This is a genomic window from Paenibacillus macerans, assembly GCF_050565405.1.
Classification (GTDB): domain Bacteria; phylum Bacillota; class Bacilli; order Paenibacillales; family Paenibacillaceae; genus Fontibacillus; species Fontibacillus macerans_B.
The window spans coordinates 68,207-81,643 of sequence record NZ_JBNYYG010000015.1 but is presented as its reverse complement, the minus strand read 5'-3'; the positions used below and the strand labels follow the sequence as shown (position 1 = coordinate 81,643).

The 13,437-nt window shown below is 56.3% G+C and carries 9 protein-coding genes; 1 reads left to right on the top strand and 8 read right to left on the bottom strand.

Going from position 1 to position 13,437, the window contains the following annotated elements; genetic code table 11:
• Window positions 1–34: 34 nt before the first annotated feature.
• Window positions 35–928 carry a helix-turn-helix domain-containing protein gene (locus tag ACQ4N8_RS11870; protein WP_430704566.1) on the top strand — a complete coding sequence of 298 codons (894 nt, stop codon included), beginning with the start codon at window positions 35–37 and terminating at the stop codon, window positions 926–928.
• 156 nt (window positions 929–1,084) lie between these two features.
• Here the strand turns inward: ACQ4N8_RS11870 and ACQ4N8_RS11865 are convergent, their stop codons facing one another.
• From ACQ4N8_RS11865 to ACQ4N8_RS11830, 8 genes are all read right to left on the bottom strand, one after another.
• Window positions 1,085–2,848 carry a glycoside hydrolase family 2 protein gene (locus tag ACQ4N8_RS11865; protein WP_430704565.1) on the bottom strand — a complete coding sequence of 588 codons (1,764 nt, stop codon included), beginning with the start codon at window positions 2,846–2,848 and terminating at the stop codon, window positions 1,085–1,087.
• 290 nt (window positions 2,849–3,138) lie between these two features.
• On the bottom strand, window positions 3,139–5,157 hold the full coding sequence (locus tag ACQ4N8_RS11860) for an alpha-L-arabinofuranosidase C-terminal domain-containing protein (protein ID WP_430704564.1): 2,019 nt from the start codon (window positions 5,155–5,157) through the stop codon (window positions 3,139–3,141).
• Window positions 5,158–5,176: 19 nt separating this feature from the next.
• Complete coding sequence (locus ACQ4N8_RS11855) at window positions 5,177–6,082, bottom strand: carbohydrate ABC transporter permease (protein WP_430704563.1); 906 nt, start codon at window positions 6,080–6,082, stop codon at window positions 5,177–5,179.
• Between the two features lie 15 nt (window positions 6,083–6,097).
• The gene (locus ACQ4N8_RS11850; RefSeq protein WP_430704562.1) at window positions 6,098–7,057 is read right to left on the bottom strand and encodes an ABC transporter permease; all 960 of its coding nucleotides are present in this window, start codon (window positions 7,055–7,057) and stop codon (window positions 6,098–6,100) included.
• A gap of 33 nt (window positions 7,058–7,090) precedes the next feature.
• Window positions 7,091–8,671, bottom strand: a complete 1,581-nt coding sequence (locus tag ACQ4N8_RS11845) for an extracellular solute-binding protein (RefSeq protein ID WP_430704561.1) — start codon at window positions 8,669–8,671, stop codon at window positions 7,091–7,093.
• A gap of 121 nt (window positions 8,672–8,792) precedes the next feature.
• On the bottom strand, window positions 8,793–10,382 hold the full coding sequence (locus tag ACQ4N8_RS11840) for a helix-turn-helix domain-containing protein (protein ID WP_430704560.1): 1,590 nt from the start codon (window positions 10,380–10,382) through the stop codon (window positions 8,793–8,795).
• Window positions 10,383–10,671: 289 nt separating this feature from the next.
• Window positions 10,672–12,441 (bottom strand): sensor histidine kinase, encoded by a 1,770-nt coding sequence (locus ACQ4N8_RS11835; RefSeq protein WP_430704559.1) that lies wholly within the window; start codon window positions 12,439–12,441, stop codon window positions 10,672–10,674.
• A gap of 83 nt (window positions 12,442–12,524) precedes the next feature.
• A complete protein-coding gene (locus ACQ4N8_RS11830; RefSeq protein WP_430704587.1) occupies window positions 12,525–13,382 on the bottom strand; it encodes an AraC family transcriptional regulator in 858 nt (285 codons plus the stop codon).
• Between the last annotated feature and the right edge of the window lie 55 nt (window positions 13,383–13,437).

Sequence of the window (13,437 nt, the reverse complement as noted above, 5' to 3'; positions counted from 1 at the left end):
CCGGGCAAACCATGAGAAAGGGGCGGCAAGAAGCATGAGCATCAGACGCAACACTTATGTCATGTCGGGAGAGAGCTTTTTCGAACCGGGGGTGCCGATCTTTGTGAACCGGGCTTCCGAATCGTTTGAATTAGCCGAGCATTCCCATGAATTTGTCGAGATGACGTACGTCAGCGAAGGAGCCGGCGTCCACTATATCGCCGGGGAAGCCGTTCCTGTCGAACATGGAACGCTGTTTTTCATTCCGGTTGGGCGCAGCCATGTGTTCCGGCCGAAGACGCTGAAGAAGGACCGTCCTCTTATCGTATATAACTGTTTATTTCCGGTTTTGTACTTAACGGAGCTTCGGGCCGGCTTCCCCCAAGCTTCGGACATTTGCGAATGGTTTGCCGACGAACGCTTGCCCTGGTTCTCGATGAAAGATGCCACTGGAGAATACCATGCCCTGTTCCGTGAGATGTATCGCGAATTCTCGGCAAAGCCGCCGGGATATTTGGCCGTACTCGCTTCTCTCGTCCTGCGGATTATGGCGGGTTTGTACAGGTACCGGCTGCAGCTCGGCAGGCCTACCGGGGACCGGCCGCCATGGCTGACCGTCGACGAAGCCGTCGCCTATATTGACCGCAATTACGCCACCGGGCTTAAGCTCGGCGAACTCGCCGCCAAAGCGAATCTTAGCGAGCGGCAATTCAGCCGCCTGTTCCAGCGCCAGACCGGCATGAACTTCACCGGCTACGTGCAGGGCATCCGCATGGACGCCGCCTGCCGCCTGCTTGCCGAGAGCCGCTGCAGCGTGGGGGAGATTGCCGCCGCGGTCGGATACGCCGATTTGAAATTTTTCCACCGCTTGTTTAAGAAAAAGATCGGAATGCCCCCCCGGCAGTATCGCGATGCGGTCGAGAGGACTCGAACCTGTACGGGAGGGTAGCCGCCACGGACCTCTTGCTCCCTCATGGAGCTTCCCGGTCTTTTTAATCAATTCTCCGTTCACGCATCGTAAGATGAGTCAACACTCCTATTAGCCTATAACTAGAAAAGGCCGACCCATCCTCCGGGCTGACCTCTTCCCTGTTTTAAAGTGATATCAGGCTAGATTGATCTCTTTGATTTTGCCCAGCGGGAATTTCGGCTTGCGGTCCTCCGTCAAAAGCCCGTTGATTTCCTGCTGCACATCGGCAAGCTGGGTGTAGCAATATCCGCAAATATAATCCACGCTTTTGATCGCCCGGGTCAGGCCTTCGAGCCGTTCCAGGAATTCCGCTTCCGTTGCGACCTGGCGGCCGTAGCCCCAGCCTTTGTCCGACCGGAAGGCGATCCCGCCGAACTCGGTAATCATGATCGGCTGTCCCTTGTACTCATACCCCTCAGCCAGAGCGTATTTCCAATGATTGCAGGTCATTTCCTTCTTTACAATGGCATCCTTGTTGCCCTGGTACCGCCGCAAAAATCCCTCGCCGGTTTCGACGTAATCATGCAGCGTCAAAATATCGGAAACGGTATGCTCCCAGCCGTCGTTCGTAATGACCGGACGATAAGGATCGATCGCTTTGGTGAGATGGTAGATGCCTTCGGTGAATTTCTGCTGTCTCGCGTCGCGCAGGATGTTCGAAATGCCCCACGATTCGTTGAACGGCACCCAGGTGATAATGCTGGGATGATTATACTGCTGATCGACGATTTCCAGCCATTCCTTTGTGAACGCCTCGACCGCCCGGTCTTGGAACTCGAAGGTCGCGGCCATTTCGGACCAGACCAGCAGCCCTTTGACGTCGCACCAATAAAGAAACCCGGCATCCTCGATTTTCATATGCTTGCGGACGCCATTGTAACCCATCTCCAGCATACGGTCGATGTCGTCGATGAGGGCCTCTTCGCTGGGCGGCGTTAAGTGGCTGTCCGTCCAATAACCTTGATCCAGAATCAGCCTTTGATAAATCGGCGCATTGTTCAGCAGCACTTGACCGTTTTTAATCGATATTTTTCTCATGCCGAAATAGGAAAAGACCCGATCGACCACCTTATCTCCCGCGTACAGCACAAATTCCACGTCATACAAATTCGGCTGCTGCGGCGACCAGAGGCATTTCTTCCACGGCCCGTTCGCCTCATGCATCAAGTCTACTTCCAAGGTCAGGTTCGGGCGATCGGCCAGCAAGGCGACCCGCTTCACCGGCTTGCCCTTCAGCGTCACGATCGCTTCCAACCGCAAATCTCCGGCCTGTTCCACCCCGTGAATCCGGTAGTCGAAACGGACCGTGGAGCGGTCGACGTCCGGAGTGATCTTGACCGCGTTCAGCCGCTGCTCCTCCACGAATTCCAGCCAAACGGTCTGCCAAATGCCGGTCGTCTGGGCATAAAAGCATTCGAAGCTGTCCTTGGTCCAGCGCTGCTTGCCCCGCGGCTGCGTGCAGTCATCGCTGTCCTCCGCTTTGACCGTAATCCGATTGTCCTCCCCGAAGACCAAATGCGGCGTGATGTCGAAGCTAAAAGCCGCATACCCACCTTGGTGGCTGCCCGCCATCTTGCCGTTGATCCATACTTTGGCGATATAGTCCACCGCCTGGAAGTGCAGGATCGCCCGTTTGCCTTCGGCTTCCTTCGGGATATGCACCGTTTTGCCGTACCAGACCTGCGGATGGAACTCCTCGATGCCGATGCCGCTCGCCTGCGTTTCGTACGTAAAGGGGACGGTAATCGTATGCGTTCCCAATAACCGCTCCGGCCAGTCCTCCCGTTCGCCGACATTTTTGTCGTCAAAACGGAAATCCCATTCTCCGTTCAGATTCAGCCAATCTCCCCGGACGAATTGCGGTCTGGGATAATTCTTCATATATGCTTTGGTTGTCATGCTTGTCCTCCTGTTTCCTGTTCGCTGCAATCCTAACGGACACCAGCGCCGTTATTTCGGCGAAAACGGCCGTTTTCAAAATGTAACGGACACCACGGACCTTATTCGACCTTGATGCGCACGTATCCGGGCTTTTTCGAGCAAATAGCGGCTCTGCTGTCCGTTAGAAATGAAAATGGCCGCTTTACGAGCGAATAAGGTCGCTCAGGTCCGTTAGACTACATTTACCTCCGTGCCGCCGGTTCTGCCATCCGTCCCCAACGTTCACAGATCCACCATGGATCTGTCTGCTAAGCCCGCTTCGTCTTCATCTCCAGCGCGTACACCGATGCCGGGCGGAGCGGGTAGCCTTGCCGCCATACGTCGGCCGGAACGACATTCGCCTTGCAGCCGATACGGTCCGGGGTAAAAACGGAATTGATCTCGTCAATGCTATCCCCCGTAATTTCGTGCAACACGGTTTCCCCGGACGGGTCGCATCCATGGAACTTCAGCTCGACGGTCACCTCTTCCAGGCTGCGGTTCACGATAAAGACGGTGACGATGCTCCCGGCTTCATTCGCGCATGCGGCGACATCCAAATCCGGCAGCGCGTCAAGCGAGAAAGGCACCGGCTTGTTCGCCCGGACGGAGAAGGTGCCGCACTCCACTTCGGACGGCAACATCCGCCGGATGTCCCGATTCGCGTACAGTTTCATCACTTCATAGGTAGGCGTTCCGTAAACGGTTAAGGGATGTCCGCTCCAGCCCGGCGTTTTGCCGCAATACTGATCGGCATAATAATCGCCCACGCGGATGCAACCTCCGAGCCAGCCGTTCACGAGGTCGGAAAAGCTGCCGATGTGCACCAGGTCGCTGGCGCGCAGCATTTCATTGAGATTGGCGGCATTGGCGACCGCGGCCCCCAGCGTGTGTTCTTCCGGCAGCCCTTTGCGCACGGTGTTGGGATAATACATCGTGTTGTATTCGGTGACGGCCAGCTTGATGTGACGATGCTTCTCATTCGCCCCGATCTGTTCCGCCGTCCGGCGGATGTCGTCCCGCGTCCATTCCGGGAAGGCGGCGATCGCTTTGTAGCGCTCTTCCGCCGGCGTGTCCCCGTTCATGCCGAACCGGCCAAGGCCGTGGTACAGATGCAGCGTCAAATAATCGATATGCTCGCCCGCGATATCGAGCACCGCCCGGTTCCATTCCTGGTCGGTATGCCCGCAGGCCAAAATGACGATGGACGGGTCCGCCGCCTTCATCGCTTCGGCAAAGGCCACGCTCCGCTCGGCAAAGCGTTCCGCGGAACAGGTGCCCACCTGCCACCCGCCCCAAACTTCGTTGCCGATTTCCCAATACCGGACGTTGTACGGTTCAGGGTGCCCGTTCTCGGCCCGCAATGCGCCCATCGGGGTATCGATGCCGCCGTTGCAGTACTCTATCCACCGCGCCGCTTCCTCCGGCGTGCCGGAACCGTCGTTGACGCAGATGAGCGGCTCCACCCCGAGCTCCCGGCAGAACCGGATAAATTCGTCCGTGCCGAAATATTTGCTCGTCCACCCGCCCCACGCTTCGTTGTACATAACGGGCCGCTCCAGTTCGGGACCAAGCCCGTGCTCGAAATGGTAGGCGCTGATGTAATTGCCGGCCAGCCGCATCATGCCCGCGTTCAGCTCCCGCGTCATGTCCATGACTTCGCGCTTCACCCCGCCGACGTTGTCCGCAGGCAGCAGAGACACGTGGTCTAACCACAGCATCCCGGTGGATACGTGATCGTTCCATCTTGGGTGGTCGGACGGCACGTACACCCGAATTTCGGCATCGGCGCAGGCTCGCGAAACCTGCAGCTTGGCCTCGTATTCCCGCCAGTTATGGCTGCTCAAATCGATGTGCGCCCGGCCAAGCCGTTCGTCCGTTCGCCGATCCGCCGCCTCGACGATCAAATACTGCAGCTCGACGGACGCCCGCGCCACCACCCGGACCTTGTATTCCATCGGTCCCTTCAATGCGGCCTCCTGCGCGATCCCGGCATATGCCTCGTCGTCGCTCAGGATGCGAATGCGCTGCGCCCGGCCCGAATGCTTCGGCGCCGGAGCCTCCAGCGCGTACCGGGTATTCCGCCCGTTCGTGTAGGCGCTCCAGCGCCCGGATACCGCCGTTTTTCCCTCCGCTTCGCTTTCGAAGTCCATGTCCTTGAGCGGATAGGCCAACATCGCCTCCATGTGGTCGCGGATATCCTCCACGAAATGCCCGAACAGATAAGGGTTTACCGTATGCCCGCTTGCCCGTCCGCCGTCGATGGTAATCTTTGCGTTTGATTTCAACCTGAGCCCTCCCAGCCATTTATCCTTTGATCGATCCGATCATGACGCCTTTCACGAAATGCCGCTGTACGAACGGATACATGATGAGCACCGGCAAGCTGGACACGATAATGACCGCATACTTGATGCTCTCGGCCAGCAATACCTTATCCTCCAGCCCCACCAGGCCGTCTACGGCGTCCGATTGGCTGATCAGCAAAATCTCGCGCAGCACCAGCTGCAGCGGATACAGCTCTTCGCGCCGGATATAGATGAGCGCGTTGAAAAACGAATTCCAGTGACCCACCGCGTAGAACAGAACCATCACCGCCAAAATCGGCTTCGACAACGGTAAAATAATGCTGATTAACAGCCGCCAGTTCGAGCATCCGTCGATATGGGCCGCTTCCTGCAATTCCCACGGGATGCTCGACTGGAAATACGTTCGCATGACGATGAGATTGTACGTCGAGATCGCGCCCGGAATGATCAAGGCCCACATCGTATCGACCATCCCGAAGTCTTTGACGAGCAAGTAGGTCGGAATCAACCCTCCGCTGAAAAACATCGTCAGCGTCACGATCAGCATCAGCCCTTTGCGCAAAGGCAGGTCCGGCCGCGACAGCGGATACGCCGCAAGCAGCGTCATGACGATATTGATCGTCGTGCCCACCGTGGTGTACAGAATCGAATTACCGTACCCGGTCCAAATTTTATCGTTTTGCAAAATATTCGCGTACGCATCCAGCGTCACGCCCTTCGGCAGCAGCCACACCTCCCCGCCCAGCACCTTCGCCGGGTCGCTGAACGAGGCGCTGACCACGAACAACAGCGGATATAGCACGAGAACCATGATAACCGCGGCGATCAGATAGATTGCGGCATCAAACCACCGTTCGTCCGCTGACGCGGTTCGCAGCTTTTTTACTTCAGTTCGCTGGGACATGGTGCTCCTCCTCCTTTACCATAGACTCGTCTCCGACGTTTTGCGGGCAAAACGGTTCACCAGCAGCAGCAGCAGCAGATTGATCACCGAGTTAAAAAGTCCGATTGCCGCGGTATAGCTGTATTCGCCCTTCAAGATCCCGGTCGTGTACACGAACGTGGAAATCACGTCGCTGGCCTCGAGATTCAAATTGTTTTGCATCAGCAGGATTTTCTCGAACCCGATGTTCATGAATTGCCCGACGTCCAGGATCAGCAAAATGACGATGACGGGCACGATCCCCGGCAAGGAGACGTGCCAGATGCGCCGCAGACGGGAGGCGCCGTCCATCTTGGCCGCTTCGTACAGTTGCGGGTTGATCCCGCTGAGCGCCGCAATGTAGATGATCGACTGCCAGCCCATGTTCTGCCAGATGTTCGAACTGATAAAGATCGTCTTGAACCAGCCGGCCGACTCCATAAACCGGACCGGATCTCCGCCGACAGCCTGGATCAGCATGTTGATCGGTCCATTGACCGACAGCATCACCGTCAAGATCCCCACGATGACGACCACGGAGATGAAATGCGGGATGTAAGTCACGTTCTGCAGCCATTTGCTGAACGACTTGCTGCGAATTTCGTTGATAAGCAGCGCCAGCAGGATGGGGATCGGAAACGCGATCAACAAGGAAAGCAAATTGATGGTGAGCGTATTCCGCAGCAATCTCCAGAAATAATACGAGTCGAAAAACCGCGTAAAGTGCTCGAACCCAACCCACTCGCTGCCGACGATCCCTTTGGCCGGGTTGAAATTTTTAAAAGCGATTTGCAGCCCGTACAGCGGGCCGTAGTGAAAAATCAGGTACCAAGCGATCGGCAGCAGCAGCATCAAGTACAGGTCATACCTTTTGGCCATTTGCTTAATCAAGCGGCTGCCGCGATTCGTACGGTTTCGGGATATCCCGGCCCCCGAAGGGGCCGCCTTGTTTATCATGAACATCCACTCCTTAGCCAACGGAAAATGGCCTTATTTCTTCATTTTGTCGTATGCGTCCTGGTAGATCTGCTGCAGTTTCTCGATATTCATCTTCTTCAAAGTAGACTGGAATTCTTCCCATTTATCGAAGCTGAGCGCTCCAGCAATGAATTTCGTACTTTGCTCCTCATAATACTTGTCGATGTCGTTCCGCAGGACATTAACCTCCTGTGCCGTCTGCTCATCAAACATCGGCGCCGCGTAACGGATCTGCGGCATGAACGGATCCAGTTTCTTCTGCGCTTCCTGCACTTGAGGCGGGTTGATATAGGAAGCAACCTGTTCGCTGATCAAATGCGGCGCTCCACCCCCGGCGTAAGGCGTGATTTTCGGCTGCGTCTCCGCGGTCGAGTATTCTTCCTTGTAGTAAGGAATGCCGTCCCTGAGTTCATAATGCTCGCCTTCCCGGCCGAACCGCAGCAGCGTAGAACCTTCGTCGCTGTAGAAATAATCGATCCAGCGCATCGTGACTTCCGGGTATTTATTCACGGATGTGATGGCGAAAGCTCCGAAATCCCGCGGCACCGGCGAGGCTTGGGCTTGCATCCGGTCCCCGTGCGGCCCTGCAGGCGGCGCCATCCCTTCATATTGATCCATGATCGGCAGGAAGTTATTGTTCGTCTGGTCGAAGAACACGCCCGTTTTGCCCGAACCTTGCTTGGCCAAATATTGTGCTTCCGTATGCGAGAAAATTTCAGGGTCCAGCAACTTCTCCTTATAGAGCTTGTTCAAATACATGAGCATCTCCTTGTTGCGTTCGCTGCCCATCCAGATTTCTACCTTGTCATCGATGATATTGATGTTGTAGCCGAACTGCTGATCCAGTCCAAACGACCCGCTCATCATGTTTACGATCGGCAGCCCGCCGCCCAACCCGACGCGGACGGTCATCGGAAGTTCGTCCTTCTGGCCGTTTCCGTTCGGATCCTGATCGCGGAAAGCAACCAGCACGTCGTACAGTTCGTCCGTCGTCTCGGGCACCTTCAGGCCCAGCTTCTCCAACCAGGCTTTATTGATCCACTTCTTGTCCGTTCGTGCCGAACCGAGCGTCACGATCCCCGGAATCGCGTAAATATGGCCCTCCGGCGTCGTGATCCCCGCGCGGATTTCCGGATATTCCTCCATCAGCTTGGTCAAATTGGGCGCGTAGTCCGCAATCAGGTCTTCCAACGGGATCAATTGGCCTCCCGATCCGTAGCGAACCGCTTCCAAAGGCGTCAGTCCGGAACGGAAAAAGACGTCGGGAAGTTCGTTGGAGGCGAACAGCAGGTTTTTCTTCTCCTGGAAGCCGTCCGTCGGCGCTTCGATGAACTCCACCTTCACGTTGCTCATTTTCTCGTAATCCTGGAATACCGGCATGTCCTTGAACGGTCCGTTGACCGGAGCGATCCGGGTGAACATCTTTAGCGTGATCGGCTCCTGCACGATCGGGAAGCCGTCCTTGCTGACTTCGGTATTCGCCCCTCCCTCGGATGCTTTGTCGTTCGCGCCGGAGCCGGAGCCGCACCCTCCCAGTATCAACGCGGCAATCAGCATCGTGCCGATCGCGGTTTTTCCCCAATGTCTGCGCATCTTTTCATGACCTCCTTTTGTGAATGGCAAAACGATAAATGTAAGCGTTTACTGTGGTGTGCATTCATTATAGTCCATCCATAACGGGGGCAAATTCCACAAATATGACCACATACTCCACTTATTTTACGGAACCGTCCGGCCTGATCTTCTGCACGTATGCTTGGGGCGTCATGCCGGTCCATTCCTTGAACACTTTAAAAAAATAGTTGTAAGTGGCAAAGCCGACCTGGACGCTGACTTGCTTGACCGAATACCGGCCGCTTTCCAGCAGCTTGCGGCTGGCGTCGATGCGGACCCGGTTCAGGTATTCCGAAAAAGTCGTCCCCGTCTCCTCTTTGAAGATCCGGCTGAGATAGGAAGGATTTAAACCGATCGCCCCCGCCGCAAGCTCCAAAGTAATATAGCTCGGATATTTTTCCAGGATCAACAGGATCGCCTGCGATACGTGCCGCGAATGATGACCGGCCGCACGCTGCCGCATTAATCGGCTCAGCAAATCCTCGTAATAGGACCGGAGCCATCGCTCCAATTCGTCCATGCTGCCGATTCGCCCCAAATCGTCCCGCGGAGGAAGACCGTGATCCGCCTCGTCCCCGCCGGCCATAGGAATCCATTTTCGGATCGCCTTCTCTCCGATGGACAGCAGTTCGCGGACGATCAGCTGCACCGCCTGGGAATGGATCGGCTGCTTGCGAAGGCCGTCAAAGGCGGAAACGATTACTTTCCTGACGCCTTCCCCGTCCAAATTCTCCACGGAGAGAAGAAGCTGCTTCTGCTCCTCGATGGTCAAGGACACGCGTTCGGCGTACGTGCCTGCCGGCCGCGGGAGCGAGGAAACGTCAAGGGCCCGCTCGGCGTTGCGGTAGCTCGCTTCGAGCCGGGGCAGGCTGGAGCATACGTGGCCGACCGCATACGTGCATTTCAAATTCATGAACAATTCCAACGAGTGGCGAAGCTGGCTCATCAGCCGTTCCGCCTCGCTCGCGGCCGCCTGCTCGCTGCGTTCCTTGAACGCAAACAGGGCGGCGAAGCGGCCGTTTTCCACGTAGACCGCGGTCCGTTCCGGCTGATCGCCCAGGCTTTGCTGCATCATGTCGACGGCCTGCTGTACCAACCGGTTCGTCTGCACGTCGCTGCGCGACTCCGTGAGCAGCATGAAAGAGGAAATTTGCAGCGCCCCGGCTGCATAACATACCGAATTTGTAAACAGGCCGCGTTGCCGGACATAGGCTTCCAGATCCCCAGCCGCCTCCGGCTTTCCCCGCAGCATTTGGGCGATCAGTTCCCGGGTCGCCAAAAGGCTGCCGGTTTCCGGCCCGCGTTCTTCTTGGCGCTCCATCTCCCGGACCGCTTTCTTCAGAACGCCCATGAGCCCGTCGCCGTCCAGCCGATGCTTGAGCAAGTAATCGACCGCCCCGTTCTTCAAGCATTCGCGAACATAGTCGTAATCGTCATAGCTGCTGAGCATGATCGTTTTGGCGAAGGGATACCGCTCCCGAATCGTCCGGTTCAGCTCCACGCCGTTCATGCCTTGCATATTCACGTCCAGGATGACGATTTGGGGCCGAATCCGATCGATCATCCGGAGCGCCGATTCGCCCTCATACGCCTCGCCGCACAGCTCGAAACCGTGGGCTTGCCAATCCGACACCGTTCTAAGATGGTGGTGCACCAAAGGTTCGTCGTCGACCAGCAACACTTGATACATAATCCCAACCCCTTTTTTAAAAGAGTTCAAAAAGTCGTCTTTTGAAGATTAAAAATGGACAGACGAAGCAAGTTCCTCCTGCGGAAGCATTTCAGTTGCTCACGTAGCTTTCAGCAAGCTAACGGACACCAGAAACGCTATTGGACCGCTTTGGGGCAGTTTCCGATTCTAACGGACCGAGGAGACCTTATTTCGGTCAAAAACGGCTAAATGGTCACCATGAGCGTCCAATAAGGTCTCTGGAGTCCGTTACAGCGGGAAATAGCCGGGAAATGGGCCAATAAGATCTTTATGGTCCGTTACGCCGGGGAAACCGGATCTCCACGTTGGTATACAATCCCTCCTCGCTATAGAGCTTGATGCCGTAGGGTTCGCCGAACATCCGGCGGATCCGCTCGTGCACGTTGCGTACGCCGATGCCGCTGAAACGCGAAGGATTGCCCCCGTTATCCGCCATCAAAGCGTCCATGTTCTCCTTGCTCATGCCCCTGCCGTTATCCATCACTTCGATCTTCAGGTCTCCGCCCTCGCCGAAAACGCGGATCAGCACGAATCCCCCATGCGCCGACGGACCGAAACCGTGCATGAGCGCGTTTTCCACGATCGGCTGCAGCGTCAGCTTCGGAACCCGCCATTCCAGCAAATTTTCGTCCTCGATTTGAAACTGCACCGGAATCGGTTCCATGAACTTGTATTTGACGATCGCCACGTAACTGGAAACATAGCCGAGCTCCTCCCGCAACGTCAGGAATTCCCCGGAATTCCCCAGCACGCCCCGCATCAACTCGACCAGCGCCCCGGATACCTCCTCGATATTGGGCACCCCGTTCAGCTTGGCCAAATATTTGATCGTGTTCAGTGAATTGTACAGGAAATGCGGCCGGATTTGCGCCTGCAGCGCGGTGAGCTCCGCTTCCCGCTTGGCCTGTTCGCTCGTTCGGATCCCTTCCATCAAGCGTTTCAGTTCATCTACCATGCTGATGAATACCCGGTACAATTCGCCGATCTCGTCCTTCGTCTCGATTTCCGTTCGCGGAAAGTCCAGGTTTCCGTCTTTGACCCGCATCATCATCGTCTTCAAGCGGCGAAGATGGAGGGTGGTCCGGAATGACATCTGAAGCGAACCGATCAACACGACGATAAAAACGGCGACCGACACCTCCACCATGAGGTTGCGGATTCTCGCGGATTCGCTCAGCAGCGAATCGAGCGGAATCAGCGCCCGCGTCGTCCAGCCCGTATATTCGGATTTCCGGCTGACGACGATATAAGACTTCCCGTCGATGACCCGCTCGGCGGTTTCTCCTGCGCCGGACGGTTCCGCGGCGTCGTACACCGCTTTCGCCATTTCGGCGGACACGGCGGCCGGCGCCGAATCGGACTGGTAAACGAGCTGCTTCTGCCCGTCCAGCACATACAAGATGCTGTCTGCGGTCGGCTTCACGCCGTACGTTTTACGGATGAAATCATAATTCATGTCGACCATGACCACGCCAATCGTCTCCCGGTTATAGCGGAGAACGCGGCCAACGGAGATGGCCTCCATCGTGTCCGAACGCTTGAGATACGCGTGGCGCTCCCCGTTTTCCAGCATGAAATCCATCGTTTCCGTTTCGAGGAACGTCCGATCAATCCAGGGCCCCCCCGAGAAGAATACCTTGCTGTTCAGGCCGATGACGGCAATTCGGGAGATGTAAGGCTTGTAATCGATCAATCCGGACAGAAACTCGGTAATCCGCTTCTGCTCCTGGAACCATTCGTAGCTGATTTCTTCATTCGGGCTCAAAATCGTATCGATCACCGTATTTTTGTTGGTGACGACCACCGTATTTAGCCGGTCGATCTCCTGGAGCATGACGTTAAGCGATTCGTCCGCCTGACGGATGCTGTCCGAAACCGAGGTGATGGCGTTGCGCTTGATCGTATCGCGCATGTTCACGTAAACGATACTGGTCACGGAGACGATCGCAAGGAGCGTCAGCAGCCCAAACGCGATAAATATCTTCCCTTGAATGCCCAACTTCGGCGAAATCCACTTGCGCAGCGTTGCCAGCATCATTGGTGGTTCTCCTTTTCATCCGGATTCATGGCAATAGCAGAGGTAAGCGCTTTCGAAAATGGGGCGTCCCGACCAGGTCTTGGCTAGGAGGTCCCGCCGGTCCGCATGGCCAGCGGAGGCATTTTGTAATAGATTTTGAAGGCCCGCGTAAACGTGTACAGGTTCGGATAACCCAAAGACAAGGCGATCTCCGTGACGGAAGCGTCCGTTTCGGTAAGCAGGCGCCTCGCTTTCTCCATGCGGATGTTTTGCAAATATTTTTGCGGAGACACGCCCACTTGCCCGGCAAACGCGTTTGAAAAATACGAGCGGTGCACGCCCGCAAACGCGGCCACTTGCTGTACCGATATCCCTTCCGTCGCGTGCAGGTCCATAAAATCCATGCACTCGCGGATCCAACCCGAAGGCTCGCTCGGCAGGACCGGCGCCGTATCGGGGATGAGCAGCGCCATCAGCCCGCAGATCATCCCCTGCAGTTCCAGGGACAAGGGGGGATTCCAGCGTTCGACGCCTGCCAGCTTATCTAGCGTGTCTGCTACCGTTTCCCTGGCCGGAAGAGTGAGCAACGCTTTCCCGTACGGTCTTTCCGGCGTGATACCGGCAAGCTCAAGCAGCGTTTTGACCCGGCCGCCGTCCAGGGCCAACCAGTTCATTTGCAGCGGCGCCTCCGACGGGAGTCCGTAATAATCATAGGTTCGGCCCGGAAACAGGCAAAACAGATCGTCCTTCCGCAGTTCCACCCGTTTGTCGCCGAATTCGAGGCACACGCTTCCTTCCAGCACGAAATGCAGGCTGTAGCACTCGATTCGTTTCGGCCCGACCTTGTAATGGGCTTTGGCGATGCTGCGGCCGCCCCGAACGGGCCATAGCTGCGCCTCTTTATCCAAATACCCCGGCGTGTAGTAAATAAACTCGGCAAACTCGTGATCGTATTCCTGCAACATTCCCTACCACTTCCTTAGCTTTTTGGGTCATTCGCGAAGATAGCAGATAACA

What these genes read in the sequence shown, in the direction of transcription:
- ACQ4N8_RS11870 (WP_430704566.1), top strand. Translation starts at nt 35, where the DNA reads ATGAGCATCAGACGCAACACTTATGTCATGTCGGGAGAGAGCTTTTTC.
- ACQ4N8_RS11865 (WP_430704565.1), bottom strand. Translation starts at nt 2,848, where the DNA reads ATGACAACCAAAGCATATATGAAGAATTATCCCAGACCGCAATTCGTC.
- ACQ4N8_RS11855 (WP_430704563.1), bottom strand. Translation starts at nt 6,082, where the DNA reads ATGTCCCAGCGAACTGAAGTAAAAAAGCTGCGAACCGCGTCAGCGGAC.
- ACQ4N8_RS11850 (WP_430704562.1), bottom strand. Translation starts at nt 7,057, where the DNA reads ATGATAAACAAGGCGGCCCCTTCGGGGGCCGGGATATCCCGAAACCGT.
- ACQ4N8_RS11845 (WP_430704561.1), bottom strand. Translation starts at nt 8,671, where the DNA reads ATGCGCAGACATTGGGGAAAAACCGCGATCGGCACGATGCTGATTGCC.
- ACQ4N8_RS11840 (WP_430704560.1), bottom strand. Translation starts at nt 10,382, where the DNA reads ATGTATCAAGTGTTGCTGGTCGACGACGAACCTTTGGTGCACCACCAT.
- ACQ4N8_RS11835 (WP_430704559.1), bottom strand. Translation starts at nt 12,441, where the DNA reads ATGATGCTGGCAACGCTGCGCAAGTGGATTTCGCCGAAGTTGGGCATT.